Genomic DNA, 18,411 nt, shown 5'->3' with positions numbered 1-18,411 from the left:
TTCCCGTTACTCGCCCGGTTGCTCCGGATTCGAGACGCCGTTCATCCGGTATGGGTACGTCATGGTCGCGCCTTCGTCCATGACGAGGACCTGCCCGGTTACGGCGGCGGCGAGGTCGCTCGCGAGGAACGAGATACCGGCGGCGATGTCGGACGGGGTCGTCCGCCGCGGGAGAGGTTCCGCGGCAGCGATATTGGCCAACTGCGCGCCATCGAGGACGTCGCGCATGCGTGGGGTGAGCGTGCTGCCCGGGGCGACGGCATTGACCCTGACACCGGACGGTCCCAGTTCGAGTGCGGCCGTGCGCACCAGCGAGGCGAGGGCGGCCTTGTATGTGCCGTATGCAGCATGACCCGGTGCTGTGCTGATTCCGGAGACGGATGCGACGAACGTCAACGAACCCCGGCCCCGAGTGCACATCATCGCGCCGAAGTGTCGTATAGAGAGCCAGGCGTGGCGCAACACGAGGTCGTGGGCGGTGCCCCAGTCGTCGTCGGAGAGCTCAAGTAACGGACGGTAAACGGCCATTCCGATGACGTCCACCAGACCGTCGACCGGTCCGAGCTCGGCCGCCAGCTCACGGATCCCTTGATCGTCCGTGGCGTCCACTGTGATTGCCAGTGCGCCGGCACCGATCTCCTCGGCGACCGCGGTCGCGCGCAGGCCATCTGCATCCACGACGGTGACCCGCGCGCCGAGTTGGGCGAGTGAATGCGAGGTGTGTCGGCCGATTCCGCGTCCTCCCCCGAGCACTACGAAGTGCTGATCGGCCAGTCTGAAACGGTCGACGACCGTGGAGATGTGGTCTGCCGCATCGACGAGCTCGTCGACGAGCAGTGACCCGGTTTCGGGGTAGGGAGCCATGGTGTTGCCCTTCTTCTCGGGGGTGGATCGCGCACCTCGGTCTTGTCCCGGAGGGGTGATCGGGGACGGCGGCGAGTCTGGCTTTGGGGGTGCTGAGCCCCCGCTCTCCTTAATCCTGGTGAGCGGGGGCTCGGGGTGGGCTCCGGTAGGCGGGGACCTACAGTGCTACGGAACCCTCTTCTGAGGTCCGGACGTCGCGTATGTCGTCATCTTCGGTCATCCGGTAGGCTTCCGGCGCTGCGTTGCTGTTGCTGTTGGGCATGGTGATGATCACGATGATTCCCAGCAGGGCCGCGGCCGCGACGACCCCCGACGCCGCGTAGGAGTTGCCCGTCAGCGCAGTGAACTGGCCTGCGAGGTAGGGGCCGAATCCGCCGCCGATCGCGGAGCCGAGGCCGAATCCGATCGCGGCGCCGGTGTACCGGACTGCGGCGGGGAAGGCCGACGTCAGTGTCGCGTATACAGGCACAGCGGCCCCGCCGGCCATCGCGACGAGGATCATGTGTCCGGGGGCGGCGACCCACAGGTTGCCGCCGGTGACCTTGATCGCCCACATGATCGGGAACATCCCGAATAGGAGCACGCCAAGGGTGAAGACCATGGTGTTGCGACGGCCGGTCCTATCGATCATGAATCCCACGACGAAGCCGATCACCACTGCTGTGGCGGAGCCGGCGGTGGCGATCCATGCAGTGGTGCCTGGGACCATTCCGACCTCTTGCTGCATGAACAGGGGCATGTAGGCCGGGACCACATATCCGATCGCGAGGACGGATGTGCTCAATGCGATCACCCGCAGCAGCGTTGCAGGGTAGTTGGTGACCACCGAGCGCACCGGCGACGACTGGACCTCGTGCTTGGTCGAGAGCTCCTGGAATTCCGGGGTCTCCTCCAGGCGGTTGCGCAGGTAGAGCACGAAGAGCATGAGCGGGAGCGAGGCAATGAGCGGGACGCGCCATGCCCAGGAGGCCATCGTCTCCTCGGACGAGAGGGTGGTGGTCAGGGCGACAACCATCGGGGCAAGGACGCCACCCATGGCGAACCCGACCGGGGTCATGGCGCTGAGGATGCCGTAGTTTCTGGCGGTGGCGTGCTCGGTCACGAACGTCGCCGATCCCATTTGTTCGCCGCCGGCGAAAAAGCCCTGCAGCAGCCTGGTCAGGACCAGGAGGACCGGTGCGAGGATCCCGACCGAGGCGAATGTCGGCAGGATGCCCATCAGTATCGTGGCCAGACCCATGCCGCCGATAGTGACGATCAGGGCGAATCTGCGACCGAGGCGGTCACCGACCCGGCCGAAGAAGATGCCGCCGATCGGCCGGGCGAGGAAGCCGGTTCCGAGGACGGCGAGCGAGCTGAGGACACTCGTGGCCGGATTGTCACTCGGGAAGAACACTGGCCCCATGTAAGCGATGAGGAACGTGAAGACCATGAAGTCGTAGGCCTCGACGGTGGTGCCGAAGAAGCCTGCGAGCGACGCCCGACGCACCAGTGATGGTGAGGGCGTGATCGCGGAAGCGGACATGAGGAGATTCCTTGTGGTGTGAGGGCGTGATCGGGTTGACACACGCCGTGGGGAGGGTCATGGCGGGAAGTAATGCGAACCTCGGGATAGATGTCGTGAGCGTCAACGAAACGCAGACGCTGCCGAGGTGGAGATGTGGCTGCCGGACCTGGTTGCGATCGGGCAGGTTCGACGAGCGGAGAAGGCCCCGGCCGTGGGGATGAGGGCGGGGTCGGACGGGCGTCGCGTTCAACGCAGCTGACAGTGTCAACCAGGTGCGTGGTCGATCCCGAGTCGGCGCCGGGCACGCCGATCGGGCAGATCATTGCCCGAGCCGTTGGTGCTCACGCAGGCCGGGTACTAGGCCGCCTGGGCCGTGGTGGACGTGCCGGATCGGTGGCGTCGGACGAGTTGGTCACGGAGGCCGGAACGGTGGTCCCCACACGTGCGCGTGCTCGCCTCGTCCTTGCCCCGGCCTGATCGGGGCGTTCCCCTATCGGCGCCGTGGAAATGGTTGTTGAACTGGGAAGAATCTTCTCTCCAGCCGGTGGGCGCCGCTATGGGGCCGGGCGGAAGACGCGTGTGTCGGAGCATCCAAAGAGGTCCTTCCTGTTCTGGTGATCCGCGTGCAGTGGGGGCGTTCCGGCAGCGCCGGACCGGGCGCCGGCCGGCGTTGTCGCAGCCCTTGCTGAAATGCTCGACGGGTGTCGGGCGCCAGTGGGCCGTGGCGTTCGCCGGGATGGCGAGGACGACGTCTGGCTGTCCGAGAACCGGTCACTGAGGTAGTGACGCGCATCACTGTAGCCATTGGCTGCGTCAATTGCCAGCCCCTCGTCCGTGCCTGCCCGCCTTGGGGCCGGTCGGCGTGCCGGCGCGCCGCGCCGGGTGGCCGCGGGCTGGGAAGTCGATCGGCGCGCGCTATTGACGCAACGGTAGCCGTTGGCTACAGTGAGCTCGATCACGTTTCGGGCCTGCTGCCGGCCGGGCTATTGGAAGGGCCGGATCCCGATGGTCATCGACCCGGCATCGATCGGAATCAATTCTGCGCTCTACATGCGAGGCGCACTTACCTGAGGAGTCTATGTTGAGCACCCGTAAGTCGAACTGGGGCCGGTGGGGAACCGACGACCAGCTCGGCGCCCTCAACCTGCTGACGCCAGAGCGGGTACTCGCCGCACTCCAGCTGCCCAAGACTGGGAAGTCCTACAGCCTGGCGATCCCGATCCAGCGTTCCGGCGTTCCGAACTTCGAGTACCGGGGAATACCGCAGCGGTTGACGATGATCAACCACGAGGACGAGGCTATGGCGCGCGCAAACGGAGGCGAGCCGGGTGTGGGTGCTAACGAAGACCAGCTCATCATGCCCTCGCACACGTCCACCCACATGGACGCACTGTGCCACGTCTATGCGGAAAACAAGATCTACAACGGTTTCCCGGCCGACGAGGTCTCGCCGTACTCCGGAGCTGCCAAGTGCAGCATCGACAAAGTCGGGGGCATCACCGGACGCGGCGTCCTAATCGATGTGGCCGCCGCGAAGGGCCTGGACAAGCTTGAGCCCGGGTACGTTGTCACCGCCGCCGACCTCCGGGAGGCCCTCGAGGCCCAGGGCGTCGAGTTGCAGACCGGCGACTTAGCGCTCGTCCGCACCGGCTGGCTCGAGGACTACCTGGTCAACCAGGGAGACATGTTGCCGCAGCCCGGCATAGGGCTCGAGGCCGCGGAATACCTCGCGGAGAAGGACGTCGCACTCGTCGGTGCGGACAACGCTGCGATCGAGCCCATTCCTTTCGACCAGAACGTCTACCTGGGAGTCCACATCATCCTCCTGGTCGATCACGGAATTCACCTGGTCGAACACCTGGACCTGGCAGAACTGTCCAAGGACAAGTGCTACGAGTTCCTCCTGACCATCGGTGCACTGAAGATCACAGGCGGTACGGCCAGCCCGGTGGCCCCCGTAGCCATCGGCTGATCAGCCGCCACACCCTCTCCCCGACACCCCCTAACTGGTAAGGACCTCTCATGTCTGACCCCGGGCAGCCCACGCTGCACGAATTCCGCAGCTCGCACGTGGGACTGTGCGTGTCAGACCGCGACCGGAGCCTGCGCTTCTACTGCGACGGTCTCGGCTTCACGAAGATCATGGAATACGAACTCGACGAGCAGATCCCCGAGGTCGACTCGCCGTGCAAACTCACCTCGACCTTCATCGAGAAAGATGGTCTGCGGCTCGAGTTGCTGTCTTACGAGCAGCCCGGAGTGTTCGGCGTCCCGCCCACGCGCCGTAACCAGCTGGGCATGACCCACCTGTCGTTCTTTGCTGACGACATTGATGCGGCTGCAGACGAGCTCATCGGGTTCGGCGGAACCCTCGTACCCGACACCCGTGTCGGGGCCGGCCAGCCGGAGGCCGCCCAGTATGTCTTCCTCGCAGATCCGGACGGAAACCGGGTCGAGCTCATGAACATCCCCGCCGGCACCCCCTGGTGACGTGCCCGCGATCTCGCTCACGACCAAAGGACCAACGATGAGTGCTCCCACGATGACCGCACGAGACCCGCATCTCTGGGTACCCCAGCGCAAGGTGGAGGACCTGGAACCGTTCCGTGACAAGTACGCAGCCGAGCGCGCCAAGCGCATGCCGAACACCGGCGCGGACACGTACACGGCCGTCAACTTCGACGGCACGTACGCGGACTTCGATCGCGACCCCCATGCGACCTCCAACCGGACCGCCCCGCCCGAGACCGCGGAGGTGGACATGCTGATCGTCGGCGCCGGCTTCATGGGCATGAGCGCCGGCATCGAGCTCACCAAGGTCGGGATCACTGACTTCAAGATCCTCGACGTGGCAGCCGACTTCGGCGGCACCTGGTACTGGAATCGATACCCTGGAGTTCGCTGTGACGTAGAGTCGTACGTCTATCTCCCGTACCTCGACGAGACGGGCTACATGCCCACTGAGCGTTACGTCAGGGGCAGCGAGATCTTCGCCTACTGCCAGCAGCTGGCCGAGAAGTTCGACCTCTACGACAGGGCGCTGTTCCAGACCCGCGTGACGTCGATGGAGTGGGACGAGCAGTCCGCCCGGTGGACTGTCCGCACCGACGGCGGAGATGAGTTCCGGGCGAAGTTCGTCTCCACCCAGAGCGGCCATTTCAGCCGCCCACAGCTGCCCGGCATCCCCGGCATCGAGACGTTCAAGGGACACAGCTTCCACACGAGCCGGTGGGACTACGACTACACCGGCGGGGATATCACCGGCGGGCTCGACAAGCTCCGTGACAAGCGGGTTGCCATAATCGGCACAGGGGCGACCGGTGTCCAGGTCATCCCGCAGCTGGCCGAGCACGCGGAATCGCTCGTCGTATTCCAACGGACTCCCACGCAGATTGCGCCGCGTGAGAACGCGCCGACCGACGAGGAGTGGTTCAAGAACCTACCCGAGGGCTGGTACCAGGAGCGTCGGGCGTCGTTCGATAAGTGCGCGATGGACCGTGCGACCACCGATTGTGCGATCGATGACGGCTGGATCAAGTTCGCCAAGTATCAGATGGGCGCGATCTACGAGGCCGGAGGCATGGAGCCGACAGTCGAGCAGTTCATGGACGCGATGGAGCGTTCTGACTACGAGTGGAACGAGATGCTCCGCGATCGGGTCGACGCGATCGTCGACGACCCGGACAAGGCGGAGAAGCTGAAGAGCTACTACCGCACGATGTGCAAGCGCCCGGGCTTCAGTGACGATTTCCTCCCCACGTTCAACAAGGAGTCTGTGGAGATCGTCGACACCTCGGAGACCCCGATTCACCGGATCACCGAGCGCGGTGTGGTGGTGGGTGGACGTGAGTGCGAGGTCGACCTCATCGTCTATGCGACTGGTTTCCAGCTGGGCAAGACCTGGACAGAGAAGGCCGGCTACGACGTCTCGGGCCGCAATGGCAGGCGCCTGTCGGAGAAGTTCGCTGAAGGGGTCAGCACCTTCCACGGTTTCCTCAGCAAGGACTTCCCCAACCTGTTCTTCCTCGGGTTCACCCAGTCCACCCAGGTGTCGAATATCGCGAACCTCATCGATCACCAGGCCCGGCACATGATCTACATGGTCGACAGGGCCACGCGCGAGGGGATCCGGGCCATCGAACCGACCGCGGAGGCGGAGGCCGGTTGGTGCGAGGTGATCGCCGAGCACGCGGAGATGCGTCGTGACTGGAACAGCACCTGTACCCCGGGTCAGTACAACAACGAGGGACGACTGGACGACAAGCGGAGCACGCTCGTCGGGGGGCTCTACGGACCCGGCTACGAGTACTTCGAGATTCTCCGCCAGTGGCGCGAGAGCGATTCGCTCGAGGGCCTCTCGCTAACCCGCTGACGGTGGCGCCGTTCCGGTCGCAGCACGTCGACAGGGCGGGGTGGTCACAGAATCCACGACCACCCGCCCACCCATGAACTGATCTAGGAGATGACTATGGCACTCACCCCTGTGCGACTCGGCCAGGCACTGTTCACGATGGTGGATCCCACCCGTGGCCACGAGGTGGACTACAACCGGTGGTACGAGCGTGATCATCGCTACTCCGGCTGCATGATCGGCCCCGGTTGGTTTGCCGGTAGTCGGTGGGTCGCGACCAAGGCCCTGAAGGACCTTCGATTCCCTGAGTCCGGCCCCGTGGCCACCAAGACCGACGACGGCTCGTACCTCGCGATCTACTGGGTTCATGAGCCCGAGATGGAGGAGGCCGAGGCCTGGGCGCGTACGCAGGTCGGGGAACTCTACTCAGCCGGACGAGGATTCGCGGATCGAGAGCACGTTCACACCGGGCAGTACCTGCCGGATTCGACGGTGTCCGCGCGGGAAGACGGGGTGCCGCTGGAGTTGGCGCACGACCACAGGTACGGCGGTCTGGTCGTGGTGATGATCGAGCCTGCTGACGGAGTCGCGCGGGCGGAGGCGATCCGGAAGATCGACGCCGGCCCGGCGAAGACGCTCGTCGGTAAGGGGGCCGTGGACCTGGTGAGCAGTTGGAGCGCCAAGCCGTGGCCTGCCGATCACAATGTCCCGATGAAGATGGGTAACGACGGCGGGACGCCGGAGCGCATCCTGCAGATGTGTTTCCTGGAGGACGATCCCGTGCAGAGCTGGCAACAGATCATCGACTACGCCTCGGAGATCGAGAGTTCCGGCGCCGGCACGGTCACGTTCGCCTCGCCGTTCCTCCCGACGGTGATCGGCACCGACAAGTACACCGACGAATTGTGGTGATGTAGGTGTTGAACGGCGAGAAGATTCTGGTCACCGGCGTCACCGGTCAGATTGCCCTGCCCATCGCGAGACTGCTGGCAGGGGGGAACGAGGTGTGGGGGCTGGCGCGCTTCAGCCGGGCCGGATCCCGTGAGCAGGTGTCAGAGGCGGGGATCACCCCGGTGGCGTGCAATATCGGCGAAGGCGACTTCACCGACGTCCCGGACGATTTCACCTATGTGGTCCATCTGGCCGCCGACCAGTCACCGGGTTGGGACTACGACGCCGCGATCACGGCGAACGCCGAGGGAACCGGGCTGCTGCTCAGGCACTGCCGCAAGGCGAAGGGTGCGCTGGTGATGTCCACGCACTCGGTGTACCGGCCGCAGGACGACCCGATGTATGTGTTCACCGAGCAGTCGCCGCTGGGGGAGTGCAACAGCACGCATGCTCCGACGTACTCGGTGTCGAAGATCAGTCAGGAGGCGACCGCCAGGCTCGCCGCCCGGGCGTTCGACCTACCGGTCACCATCGCGCGGATGAACGCCTCGTTCGGGCCGAACGGCGGACTTCCCGCCATGCATGCCGATGCCGTGGCCGAGGGGCGGACCGTGACCACCCGGTGGGATCCGTGCATGTACAGCCCCATCTACGAGGACGACATCAATGCGCAGGTGAGCGCGCTGCTCGAGGCTGCGACGATCCCGGCCACCATCGTGAACTGGGGTGGCGACGAGCCGGTCAGCGCCCAGGAGTGGACGGCATACGCCGGCGAATTGATGGGGGTCGAGGCGACCGTCGAGGTGGAGCCGATCGAGGGAACCCTGCGAGGTTCGATCGCGGATACGACGCGGCGTATGTCGATAACGGGGCCCTGCACCGTGGACTGGCGGGAGGGGCTGCGGCGCACGATCGCCAGTCGTCACCCCGAGCGTCTAGTCCAGCCGCTGAACACTTGACCGACCCATTCAGAAGACAACCTGGGAGACCTGATGCCGAACACGATCCACGACGGGTTGCCCCCTCTGCGGCCGGGACGCCCGGCGCCCCCGGAGCTTCAGGAACGTCGGGCGATGTTCGCGCCGACGCAGATCGCCCCGGGCCTAGAGGTCTCGTCCGAAACCACCGAGATCGCGGACGTCCAGTGCCGGATCCTCAACCCGGAAGGGTCGGTGACCATCCTGTATCTCCACGGTGGCGGATACCGGATGGGCAGCCCGGAGGCATACAACGCCTACGGGGCGGCGCTGGCGGCGGGCGCGAACGCGAGGGTCGTCCTACCGAGATACCGCCTGGCGCCCGAAAGCCCGTTTCCCGCCGGCCTTCACGACGCGGTTGCGGTGTACTGGGAACTCGCCACCATGACGAGTCGGCCGGTGGTCCTGGCCGGAGATTCCGCAGGTGCGGGGCTGGCTGCCGCAGTGGCTGCCACCGTCGGGAAGAGCGAAATGCGCGGGCCCGCGGGATTGATGTTGATGTCCCCGTGGCTGGACCTCCGGTGTATCTCGCCGTACTACGAGTCCTCAAGCGATGTCTTCTTCTCGCGCGCGACGGCCGAATCCGCGCGGGAGGACTACCTTCAGGGTGCCCCCCAGGATGAACCGTTGGCGTCGCCGCTCCTAGCGGACCACTCCGCCTTTCCTTCCACTCTCATCCAGGTGGGCACGAACGAGGCCTTGACCGGAGATGCTCTGGATTTCGCCGAGTCGCTGGCGAGAAACAACGTCAGCTGCACTCTGGAGATATTGGCGGATCAGGGTCACACCTGGCCGTTGATCTACCCGGACAGCGATGTAGCGCATGCCTCGATCGCCTCATGTGTCCGGTTCGTCGCGGGCAGGGCGGACGCTGTCTGAAACGAGGTCCGGGCTCCCTCTTGCCGGCTCCCTCGCGCGCCTAGACCGCGTCGCGGGCCCGCGCGACGATCGTCTCCGCCAGCTCGACGGGCCGCTCGTCGGGGATCCAGTGGCTGACCCCGTTCATCTCGAGGAACCGGTAGTCGGCGTCCACGTACCGCTCGGTGAGTTCGGCGCCGCCGCGGCCGAGTGCCGCGTCGTTGTCGCTCCACACGAAGGTCGTGGGCACCCGCACCCGCGCGGTCGCGCCTCGGGGCGAGGCGAAGGGCAGCGCCCGGTACCAGCCCAGGCCGCCGCGGACGGCGCCGTCGGTGACCATCTCCGCGCGGTAGCGCTCGATCATGTCCCGGGTCATCCCCATCCCGGCCAGTGCCCGGGCGGGTAGCGGCCCGGACGAGGTGAGGACCAGCTCCGGCAGCAGCGGCAGTTGGAAGAAGCCCATGTACCAGGACCGCAGCAGCTGGTCGGAGACCACCATCGACTTGAGGAACGCCGCCGGGTGCGGGACCGAGACCGCGGTCAGCGAACGGACACGCTCGGGGTGGTTGCCGGCGAGGCCCCACGCGACGGCGGCGCCCCAGTCGTGCCCCACCACGTGGGCGTCGGCCAGACCGGCCGCGTCGAGCAGCGCGATCACGTCGCCGACCAGCTCCGAGATCCGGTACGCGCGCCGGCCGCGGGGCCGGGCGGAGGCGCAGTAGCCGCGCTGGTCGAGCGCGATCGTCCGCAGTCCGTCGGCATGCAGCAGCGGCGTGACGCGGTCCCAGCTGGTGGCGCGCTGCGGGAAGCCGTGCAGAAGAACGACCGGCTCGCCGTCCGCCGGTCCCGAGTCGACGGCGCGCAGTTCCATGCCGCCACGCTCGACGTAGATCTCCTTCGGTCGTGACTCAGCCACGGACGTACCCCCTCCGGACGGCCCGCTCGAGGATCCCGAGCGTGGCTTTGAGCGCCGACGCGTCGAGCACCGGCAGGACACCCGAGTCGCGCCACTCCGGGTGCGCCTCGGACCAGTCGTAGTAGCTGACGACCTCGGTGGCGGAACCCGCGTCGACCGGGGTGAGACGGTACCCGTACGTGTGGCCGATCGGGGGCTCGATGGCGCCGTCGATGGTCCAGGCGATCTCCGCGCCGGGATCGAAGCGGGTGATGATCACGGTGACGTCGTAGTGCCCGAGGTCGTAGTCGCCGAGCGACTCGCGGTCCATGTGGACCACGAACCGATCGTCGACCGCGGTGACCTGCGCGCCCTCGGCCGACTGGAGCATCCCGGAGGAGTCGATCGCCACGTGCCCGTCCGGATCGCACAACACCGCGAACACCTCCTGCGGAGGAGCGGGGATGACCCGCCGGGCCTCGAGCCGGTACCCGGGATTCGCATCGCCGTGGGACGAGCCGTGCTGTTCGCTGTCCGTCATGTCGGCGACGCTACCCCGGGCACCGGCCCGTCGGAGACCGTCCCTCAGACCCGCGCGGGGTCCGGCCGGTCCCACGCCCGGTGCGCGGCCAGCAGTGGCGTCAGCGCGGGGAGCACGTCCGCCGCCGCGCCGACCTCGACCACTCCCGGGGTGGAGGAGGTGATCTCGAACTCGCCGTACCGGTCGATCGGGACGAGGGTGGCGAGGGCCTTCTTGTGCCGGTACATCTCGCTGATGAGGATGTCGGAGTGCGGGTCGGCGGGGAGGTCGACGACGACGAGGGCGTCGAACTCCACCGAACGCTGTGTCCGATAGGTTCGCGAGATCGTCACCTTGGGGGCGTCGTCGGCGTCCGGGTCATCGCCGCCGAGTGTGCCGCCCGTGGCGGCGATCACCAGAGGCACCATCCCGGCCCCGAACACGGCCTGCTGGATCTCCGCGACAGCGGCCACGTCGGAGTCGGCGCTGACGAGGATACCGATCTGCCGCCCGTCGGTCGGCCACTCACGACCGACCTGCGACAGCGCCGGGCTGGTCACGACCTCGGCGACCGGCACCTCGGCCGGTGCCGGCAGGCCCAGCCCCTGCGCGACGGTGGTGGCGAGGCCATGGTCGATATGCGCGAGCTGTTCGACCTGTCGGATCTTGACGGCCTCCTCGTAGCATTTGCCCAGTTCGAAGGTGTACGCAGCCGCGGTGTGCTCCCTCTCGACCTCTGTGAGGCTCGCCCAGAACAAGGTGGCCTGGGAGAAGTGGTCGTCGAAGCTGGCCGGCGCCCGACGCTCGATCTGGGCGTCGGCGATCTCCTGGGCCACCTCCACGAGGGCGCCGTCGGCGGTGCCGGCCAGGAAGGGACAGCCGCCGTCGAGACTGTTGGGCCGGTAGGGGGCCACTCCCACGTGGTCGGCGGTCTGGTGCATGCCGTCGCGGAGCATGTCGTTGACCGGCGCGTGCGGACGGTTGATGGGGATCTGCCCGAAGTTCGGGCCGCCCAGGCGCGAGAGCTGCGTGTCCAGGTAGGAGAACAGGCGGCCCTGCAGGAGCGGGTCGTTGGTCACGTCGATTCCCGGGACCAGGTGGCCGGGGTGGAAGGCCACCTGCTCGGTCTCGGCGAAGTAGTTCTTGGGGTTGGCGCCCAGCGTCATGGTGCCGATCACCTGCACCGGCGCCAGCTCCTCGGGCACGATCTTGGTCGGGTCGAGCAGGTCGATGCCGTGGAACATCTCGCTCACCCCGTCGGAGTCCACGGTGTCGGGGAACACCTGGATGCCCAGGTCCCAGCTCGGGTGGGCGCCGGCCTCGATCGCGTCGGCCAGGTCGCGGCGGTGGAAGTCGGGGTCCATGCCGCCGGCGAGCTGGGCCTCCTCCCAGAGCTGTGAGTGCACGCCGAGGTGGGGCTTCCAGTGGAACTTGACCAGACTCGTCTCGCCGGCGGCGTTGATGAGGCGGAACGTGTGGACGCCGAAGCCCTCCATCATCCGGAACGAGCGGGGGATGCCGCGGTCCGACATGTTCCACATGGTGTGGAACTGCGCCTCGGTGTGCAGGGAGACGAAGTCCCAGAAGGTGTCGTGCGCGGACTGCGCCTGGGGGATCTCGCGGTCCGGGTGCGGTTTACCGGCGTGGACGACATCCGGGAACTTGATGGCGTCCTGGATGAAGAACACCGGGATGTTGTTGCCCACCAGGTCCCACGTGCCCTCGTCGGTGTAGAACTTGGTGGCGAATCCCCGGGTGTCGCGGACGGTGTCGGCGGACCCGCGCGAGCCGAGCACGGTGGAGAAGCGGACGAAGACCTCGGTCTCCTTACCCTCCGCGAACAGGCCCGCACGGCACACGCTGGCGGCGGCGCCGTTGGCCGTGAACACCCCGTGGGCGCCGGCACCGCGGGCGTGGACCACGCGCTCGGGGATCCGCTCGTGGTCGAAGTGCATGATCTTCTCGCGCAGGTGATGGTCCTGCAGGAGGGTCGGTCCGCGACGGCCCGCCTTCTGCGAGTGGTCGGTCTCGGACAACCGAGCGCCCTGGGCGGTGGTGAGGTACGCGCCCTGCTGACGCTGCGCGTCCTCGCTGTCCTTGGACGGCGCGCCCGTGGGGCTGTGCGGGGTGGCCCCCTTCTGGTCCGGCTTGGGCGGCAGCGGGTTGGTGGGTTCGGTCGGCTCGTCGACGCTCGGCGGCTCGGAGCCGGGCGCGCCGGGGACGACGTCGTCGCGGGGCGAGAGGGCGTCGGTGAGGTCGTCAGCGACCTTCTCGGCCTTGTCGACGAGCTTCTCGGCGGCATTTCGGGGGTCGGGCTTCTTGGCGGACACGATGCTCCTTCGCTGAGCCGACCCGCTCACGCGGCAGGGACGGTTCTCGTCGTGGTCGTGTGTACGCCGGGCCGGTGCAGGCCCGGTGGCCAGTCACTGTGCCACTCCTGCCGCGGCGCGCAACCAGTCGCGGACGGACTGTGGGAGGCGTATTCTGCGTCGGCCCCGCCGACACGCCCCCGGGGCGGGCCGCTGGTAATAGGGTCGGTGAGGTGCCGACCCCGTCCCTGTCCGACCCGCATGGCTCACCCGCGGAACCTGCGCCGCCGCCCCGCTCCTGGCTGCATCTCGCGGTCGCGGGACTGATGTTCCTGTTGCCCTTGCTGGTGTTCGTGAGCCTGGCCTCCGACGTGGTGACCTTCGGTGCGTTGCCCTACGACCGTTCGATCATGGTGTGGCTTAACGAGCGCGCGTCGCCGGTGGTGACGACGACGATGATGGCGGCCACCGAACTGGGCGGTCTCGTGGTGGTGCCGATCATCGCGGTCGTCTGGGCCGGGCTGCTGTGGCGGGGTGGTCGTCGCCGGGATGCGGCCCTGCTCGCGGCCGCGGTCATCGGGTCGGCCCTGCTCAACACGGCGTTGAAGGCGGTCTTCCAACGGGACCGGCCGGACTTCTGGGAGCACCTGGTGGTGGAGCACTCGTACTCGTTCCCGAGCGGTCACGCCATGGCGTCGATGTCGCTCGCGGCGTCCCTCGTCGTGATCGCCTGGTCGACCCGGTGGCGGTGGGCCGCGATCGTCGTGGGGGCGGTGTACGTGCTCGTGGTGGGTCTCTCGCGCATCTATCTGGGCGTGCATTTCCCGAGCGACATCCTCGCCGGCTGGTGCGTGGCGGTGCTGTGGGTGACGGTCGTCGTGATGGTGCTGGACGGTGCGTCCCGTCGGCGTAGGGCGGGCCGCCCCGGGCCGTGGGTCGGACCGGTCGGCGGGTCGCCCGAGGGAGTGGGACCGGCCGGGGGCGCGGCGCCGTGACGTGGGTGCAGGCGGCCGCCGACCCCCCGCTCAGCGGCCCGCTCCTCGGGGTTCCCGGTCTCATCGCGGTGTGGGCGGCGCTCGTCGTGGGCGCGGTGGTGCTCGGCGCGCTCGGCTCGACGGGCGGCGGAGCCCGCCGGTGGTGGTCCCGGGTGCTGCCGCTGTCGGTCCTCATCGCGGCCGTCGTCACGCTCGTCGGTGCGCTGCTCGTGGAGAAGGTGCTGCGGCCGTTCCCCGACGCGATCCCGCCCGGGGTCTACCTGTGGATCGGGGTGGGTCTGCTCGGTGTGCTGCTGGGGGTCCGCGGCGCCGCGGTGGAGGCACGGGCTCGCCGACCGTGGCGGGCGGTCGCCGCGGTCGTGGCCCTGCTGCTCGTCGTGGTGGCGGCGGCCGGGCACGTCAACCGTGTCTACGCCGAGTTCTCCTCGGTCGGCACGCTGCTGGGCCTGCGGGAGTACCGGACCATGTTGCTCGAGCAGGTCACCGGCCGCACGGCGGCGACGGTCGGTGGGGACCTCGGGCCGGGGGTCACGCTCGAGTCCGTGTGGACACCGCCGTCGGGGATGCCGGGGACCGGCGCGGTGGTCGAGACCCCGATCCCGGGGACCGCCTCGGGATTCGAGGCCCGCCCGGCCCAGGTCTATCTGCCGCCCGCCTATTTCACCGAGCCGCGGCCGCTTCTGCCGGTCCTGGTGCTCATGGCCGGGCAGCCCGGCGGCCCCGAGGACTGGGTCCGTTCGGGCCGCCTACCGGTGGTGGCCGACGAGTTCGCCGCCGACCACGCCGGACTCGCCCCGGTGATCGTGGTGGCCGACCCGATCGGATCGTCGCTGGCCAACACACTGTGCGTGGACTCGCCGCAGGGAAACGCGCACACCTACCTCGCCCGGGACGTTCCCGGGTGGATCCGCGCCACCCTGCAGGTGGATGAGGACCCGGGGGCCTGGGCGATCGGCGGGCTGTCCTTCGGCGGGACGTGTGCTCTCCAGCTCGCGCTCACCGAGCCGGAGGTCTACCCGAACTTCCTCGCCATGTCCGCCCAGGCGGAGCCGACCGTCGGCACGCGCGCCGAGACCGTCGCCCGCTTCTTCGGCGGCGACGCCGAGGCGTTCCGGGCCGCGAACCCCGCCGACCTGCTCGCGAGCCGGCCGTTCCCCGGCCTCGCCGGCGCGTTCGTCGTGGGCTCCGACGACGCCGAGTACGGGCCGGGCGTGCGCGCGCTCCACGACGCCACGATGCGGGCCGGTGCGGACGTCCGCTACGCCGAACTGCCCGGAGGGCACAGCTACGCCGTGTGGTCCGAAGGCCTGCGCCTGGAGCTGCCGTGGCTGGCGCGGCGAATGGGGCTCATCGCCTGAGCGCCCCGCCTAAGCTGCTCTTCATGACCACAGAGGCCCCCGTTCGCATCGCGCGTGACCACCTGCCGTACCCGGTCCGTCTGGCCGCGGCCTGGTCGGTGTGCCTGCTGCTCATCGCCGCCGGCGCGTGGCTCATCGGGGAGGGCATCGGCCGGCTGGCGTTGATCGTCGGCCCGGTGGCGATCGCGGTGCTGTTGGCCGCCATGCTCAGGCCCCTCGTCAATCGGATTCCGGACCGGGTGCCGCGGGTGATGGCAGCCGTCGTCGTCGTCGTCGGGGTCCTCGCCGCGGTGGTCACCGCGCTCGCCCTGGTCGCCTCCCAGCTCGCCTCGGGGGTCCCCCGGATGCGCGATCGGATCGCCTCCGGCACCGACCTGGCGATCCGGTGGCTCGAGGACGGGCCGCTCCATCTCACCGCCGACCGCCTCGAGCAGGCCGTGCATCAGGCCCGCGGCTGGCTCACCCACCACTCCGACCTGCTGGCCACGGGCGCGGTCCACGTCGGCCACACCGCGGTGGAGTCCGTCGCAAGCGCACTCATCTGCCTGGTCTCGCTGTTCTTCTTCCTCTATCAGGGAGAGAAGCTGTGGATGTTCTTCGTCCGCTGGATGCCGGCCGCGAGCCGTGAGCACTTCGACATCGCGTTCCGCCACGGCTGGACCAGTCTGGGCGCCTACACCCGCACGCAGCTCGCGGTGGCCGCGATCAACGCCGCCGGGGTGGGCATCGGCGCGGTGATCCTGCGGGTGCCGTTCGTCATCCCGATCGTCGTGGTGGTGTTCCTAGCCTCGTTCGTGCCGATCGTGGGCACCCTCGTCGGCGGGATGGTCCCCACGGTGCTGGCGCTGGTCGAGCGGGGGCTGGGCGTCGCACTGATCATGCTCGCGATCGTTGTGGTGGTGCACCTGACCGAGTCGCACGTGCTTCAGCCGCTGCTCATGGGTCACGCGGTGGCGTTGCACCCGCTCGCGGTGATCCTCGTGGTGGCGGGCGGTACGTACCTGTTCGGCATCCTCGGTGCGTTGTTCGCGGTGCCCATCACCGCGATGGCCAACTCGATCGTCAGGTACCTGGCCAACCGGGACACCGGGCCGGGTGTGTTGCCGTCGTTGGGGGACCTGTCCGGGCCCGATCACCCGCACGACCACGAGCACGAGCACGACGACGACGAGGCCCCCACCCCCGGCACGGACACCGGGGCGGATTCGGGTGCGGATTCGGGCCCGGGGCCCGCGGGCCGCTGACGGGGCGGGCCGGGGTGCGGGCCGTGGAGGTGGTGCGCTCGAGCGTCGTCGATGCCCCACGGGAGCAGGTGTGGGCCCGGGTCGTCACGGTGGCCGGCGTGGCCCACGAGTTCGGCCCGCTGCTGACCATGCGTTTCCCGGCGGCGCTCGAGGGCCGGTCGATCGCGGACGTGCCCTTGGGCCGGCCGCTCGGGCGGGCGTGGATCCGGCTGGCCGGGCTGCTGCCGGTGGAGTTCGACGATCTGGTGATCGTCGAACTCGAGGAGCCGTGGTTCTTCCGTGAGCGCTCCCGCCTGGGCTCGTGCCGGGTGTGGGAGCACCATCGTGCACTCGAGGAACTCCCGGGCGGCTCGACCCGCGTCACCGACACCCTGCGGGCCGAGCCCCGCGCGCTGCTGCCCGGGCCGGTCGTGCGCGCGATCGTGGGCGCGTTGTTCTCACACCGGCATCGCCGGCTGGTTCGGGCGTTCGGTCCGACGGCCTGATCCTGCGCCACCTATCCGATCGCGCGCCGCCTATGGGACCCGATAGGCGGCGTGACATCCGATAGGTGACGCTGCATGGTGCTGACCTGCGGGAACTTCTCAGCTCGACCAGGCCCGGAGTGTGATGGGGAGAACTGCATGGCGGCCCGCGAACGGGGCAGAATGGGTTCCAGGCAGTCCTTGCGACGAGATACGGCGCGGAGTGCCTCCCTCAAGGGAGTGTGACCATGCAGACCACGATGATTCACGGCCGAGAACTGGCTTATCGAGAGGCGGGCGCCGGTGAGGGCAAGCCGACGGTGCTGCTCATCCACGGGATGGCCGGAAGCTCGAACACCTGGCGGGAGATGATTCCCCGCCTCGAACACCACTTCCATGTCATCGCCCCGGACCTGCCGGGCCACGGTGAGAGCTCGCTCGAGTTCGACGACTACTCGCTCGGCTCCATGGCCTCGGCGCTGCGGGACCTGCTGGTGGTCAAGGGCGTCACCCGGTGCACGATCATCGGACAGTCGCTCGGTGGCGGTGTCGCCCTGCAGTTCGTCTACCAGTACCCGGAGTTCTGTGAGCGGATCGCGCTGATCGACAGCGGCGGCCTGGGCAAGGAGGTCAGCTGGATCCTGCGGATGCTGGCCGTGCCCGGTGCCGGATTCCTGCTCTCCGGCGCCGCGGCGCCGGTGTTCGTCAACGCCGGCAAGTCCGTACGCCGCTTCCTCCAGGACAAGGGCGTCCGCGCCGCCGCGATGGACGAGTCGTGGGCGGCGTTCGAGTCCCTGGGCCGGCCCGGGCACCGGCGGGCGTTCTTCAAGACGCTGCGCGCGGTGGTCGACAACACGGGCCAGGCCGTGTCCGCCGCCAACCGGTTCCACCTGGCCGGGCAGCTACCGGTCCAGCTGATCTGGGGCGACCGCGACCCGATCATCCCCGTCTCCCACGGGCACGCCACGCACGAGGCGATCCCGGGCAGCCGCCTGGCGATCATCCCCGGCGTCGGCCACTACCCGCACGTCGAGGACCCGGCAGCGGTCGAGCGGGTTCTCCTGGACTTCATGACCTCCACCGAGCCCGGATACATCGGCCACGAGGCGCTCGGAAAGCTGGTCTCGGCGGGCGCGCCGCAGCGCTGAGTCCGGCTCGCCTCTGCCCGCCCGGCCCCG

Annotated in this window: 16 protein-coding genes; 11 read left to right on the top strand and 5 right to left on the bottom strand. The window is 68.4% G+C overall.

What is annotated here, in order from left to right:
• Nucleotides 1-6 precede the first annotated feature (6 nt).
• Nucleotides 7-864 carry an SDR family NAD(P)-dependent oxidoreductase gene (locus tag ACWGLC_RS14290; protein ID WP_452100520.1) on the bottom strand — a complete coding sequence of 286 codons (858 nt, stop codon included), beginning with the start codon at nt 862-864 and terminating at the stop codon, nt 7-9.
• A gap of 157 nt (nt 865-1,021) precedes the next feature.
• Nucleotides 1,022-2,389: an MFS transporter gene (locus ACWGLC_RS14285; RefSeq protein ID WP_452100519.1), complete on the bottom strand. Its 1,368-nt coding sequence runs from the start codon at nt 2,387-2,389 to the stop codon at nt 1,022-1,024.
• 1,060 nt (nt 2,390-3,449) lie between these two features.
• Here ACWGLC_RS14285 and ACWGLC_RS14280 point away from each other — a divergent pair.
• From ACWGLC_RS14280 to ACWGLC_RS14255, 6 genes are all read left to right on the top strand, one after another.
• Nucleotides 3,450-4,343: a cyclase family protein gene (locus ACWGLC_RS14280; protein ID WP_452100518.1), complete on the top strand. Its 894-nt coding sequence runs from the start codon at nt 3,450-3,452 to the stop codon at nt 4,341-4,343.
• A 50-nt stretch (nt 4,344-4,393) separates the two neighbouring features.
• Nucleotides 4,394-4,861, top strand: coding sequence for a VOC family protein (locus ACWGLC_RS14275; RefSeq protein ID WP_452100517.1), 468 nt, complete (start codon nt 4,394-4,396; stop codon nt 4,859-4,861).
• A gap of 37 nt (nt 4,862-4,898) precedes the next feature.
• Nucleotides 4,899-6,743: a flavin-containing monooxygenase gene (locus tag ACWGLC_RS14270; protein ID WP_452100516.1), complete on the top strand. Its 1,845-nt coding sequence runs from the start codon at nt 4,899-4,901 to the stop codon at nt 6,741-6,743.
• Between the two features lie 96 nt (nt 6,744-6,839).
• Nucleotides 6,840-7,634, top strand: a complete 795-nt coding sequence (locus ACWGLC_RS14265; protein WP_452100515.1) for a hypothetical protein — start codon at nt 6,840-6,842, stop codon at nt 7,632-7,634.
• Between the two features lie 5 nt (nt 7,635-7,639).
• Nucleotides 7,640-8,572: an NAD-dependent epimerase/dehydratase family protein gene (locus tag ACWGLC_RS14260; protein ID WP_452100514.1), complete on the top strand. Its 933-nt coding sequence runs from the start codon at nt 7,640-7,642 to the stop codon at nt 8,570-8,572.
• A 33-nt stretch (nt 8,573-8,605) separates the two neighbouring features.
• Entirely contained in the window at nt 8,606-9,469 is an 864-nt protein-coding gene (locus ACWGLC_RS14255; RefSeq protein WP_452100513.1) for an alpha/beta hydrolase fold domain-containing protein, read from the top strand.
• A 40-nt stretch (nt 9,470-9,509) separates the two neighbouring features.
• On the opposite strand, the gene ACWGLC_RS14250 is transcribed toward ACWGLC_RS14255, so the two are convergent.
• The 3 genes from ACWGLC_RS14250 to ACWGLC_RS14240 are packed head-to-tail and all read right to left on the bottom strand — an operon-like array spanning nt 9,510 to nt 13,193.
• Nucleotides 9,510-10,319: an alpha/beta fold hydrolase gene (locus ACWGLC_RS14250; RefSeq protein WP_452100550.1), complete on the bottom strand. Its 810-nt coding sequence runs from the start codon at nt 10,317-10,319 to the stop codon at nt 9,510-9,512.
• Nucleotides 10,320-10,356: 37 nt separating this feature from the next.
• Nucleotides 10,357-10,884 carry an SRPBCC family protein gene (locus ACWGLC_RS14245; protein WP_452100512.1) on the bottom strand — a complete coding sequence of 176 codons (528 nt, stop codon included), beginning with the start codon at nt 10,882-10,884 and terminating at the stop codon, nt 10,357-10,359.
• 44 nt (nt 10,885-10,928) lie between these two features.
• Complete coding sequence (locus ACWGLC_RS14240; RefSeq protein WP_452100511.1) at nt 10,929-13,193, bottom strand: catalase; 2,265 nt, start codon at nt 13,191-13,193, stop codon at nt 10,929-10,931.
• Nucleotides 13,194-13,405: 212 nt separating this feature from the next.
• Between ACWGLC_RS14240 and ACWGLC_RS14235 the strand changes: the two genes are divergently transcribed.
• The 5 genes from ACWGLC_RS14235 (at nt 13,406) to ACWGLC_RS14215 (ending at nt 18,381) form a co-directional block, all read left to right on the top strand.
• Nucleotides 13,406-14,167 carry a phosphatase PAP2 family protein gene (locus ACWGLC_RS14235; RefSeq protein WP_452100510.1) on the top strand — a complete coding sequence of 254 codons (762 nt, stop codon included), beginning with the start codon at nt 13,406-13,408 and terminating at the stop codon, nt 14,165-14,167.
• On the top strand, nt 14,164-15,525 hold the full coding sequence (locus ACWGLC_RS14230; protein ID WP_452100509.1) for an alpha/beta hydrolase: 1,362 nt from the start codon (nt 14,164-14,166) through the stop codon (nt 15,523-15,525). The genes ACWGLC_RS14235 and ACWGLC_RS14230 overlap by 4 nt, the downstream gene beginning before the upstream one ends.
• Nucleotides 15,526-15,548: 23 nt before the next feature.
• A complete protein-coding gene (locus ACWGLC_RS14225; RefSeq protein WP_452100508.1) occupies nt 15,549-16,769 on the top strand; it encodes an AI-2E family transporter in 1,221 nt (406 codons plus the stop codon).
• Between the two features lie 23 nt (nt 16,770-16,792).
• Entirely contained in the window at nt 16,793-17,254 is a 462-nt protein-coding gene (locus ACWGLC_RS14220; protein WP_452100507.1) for a hypothetical protein, read from the top strand.
• Nucleotides 17,255-17,481: 227 nt separating this feature from the next.
• Nucleotides 17,482-18,381, top strand: a complete 900-nt coding sequence (locus ACWGLC_RS14215) for an alpha/beta fold hydrolase (RefSeq protein ID WP_452100506.1) — start codon at nt 17,482-17,484, stop codon at nt 18,379-18,381.
• The last annotated feature ends 30 nt before the right edge of the window (nt 18,382-18,411 follow it).

The sequence above is a fragment of the Dietzia sp. NPDC055877 genome (assembly GCF_053615975.1).
The sequence above is the reverse complement of the archived record's forward strand: the minus strand, read 5'-3'. Positions and strand labels throughout refer to the sequence as shown.

What these genes read in the sequence shown, in the direction of transcription:
- ACWGLC_RS14290 (WP_452100520.1), bottom strand. Translation starts at nt 864, where the DNA reads ATGGCTCCCTACCCCGAAACCGGGTCACTGCTCGTCGACGAGCTCGTC.
- ACWGLC_RS14285 (WP_452100519.1), bottom strand. Translation starts at nt 2,389, where the DNA reads ATGTCCGCTTCCGCGATCACGCCCTCACCATCACTGGTGCGTCGGGCG.
- ACWGLC_RS14280 (WP_452100518.1), top strand. Translation starts at nt 3,450, where the DNA reads ATGTTGAGCACCCGTAAGTCGAACTGGGGCCGGTGGGGAACCGACGAC.
- ACWGLC_RS14275 (WP_452100517.1), top strand. Translation starts at nt 4,394, where the DNA reads ATGTCTGACCCCGGGCAGCCCACGCTGCACGAATTCCGCAGCTCGCAC.
- ACWGLC_RS14270 (WP_452100516.1), top strand. Translation starts at nt 4,899, where the DNA reads ATGAGTGCTCCCACGATGACCGCACGAGACCCGCATCTCTGGGTACCC.
- ACWGLC_RS14265 (WP_452100515.1), top strand. Translation starts at nt 6,840, where the DNA reads ATGGCACTCACCCCTGTGCGACTCGGCCAGGCACTGTTCACGATGGTG.
- ACWGLC_RS14255 (WP_452100513.1), top strand. Translation starts at nt 8,606, where the DNA reads ATGCCGAACACGATCCACGACGGGTTGCCCCCTCTGCGGCCGGGACGC.
- ACWGLC_RS14250 (WP_452100550.1), bottom strand. Translation starts at nt 10,319, where the DNA reads ATGGAACTGCGCGCCGTCGACTCGGGACCGGCGGACGGCGAGCCGGTC.
- ACWGLC_RS14245 (WP_452100512.1), bottom strand. Translation starts at nt 10,884, where the DNA reads ATGACGGACAGCGAACAGCACGGCTCGTCCCACGGCGATGCGAATCCC.
- ACWGLC_RS14225 (WP_452100508.1), top strand. Translation starts at nt 15,549, where the DNA reads ATGACCACAGAGGCCCCCGTTCGCATCGCGCGTGACCACCTGCCGTAC.
- ACWGLC_RS14215 (WP_452100506.1), top strand. Translation starts at nt 17,482, where the DNA reads ATGCAGACCACGATGATTCACGGCCGAGAACTGGCTTATCGAGAGGCG.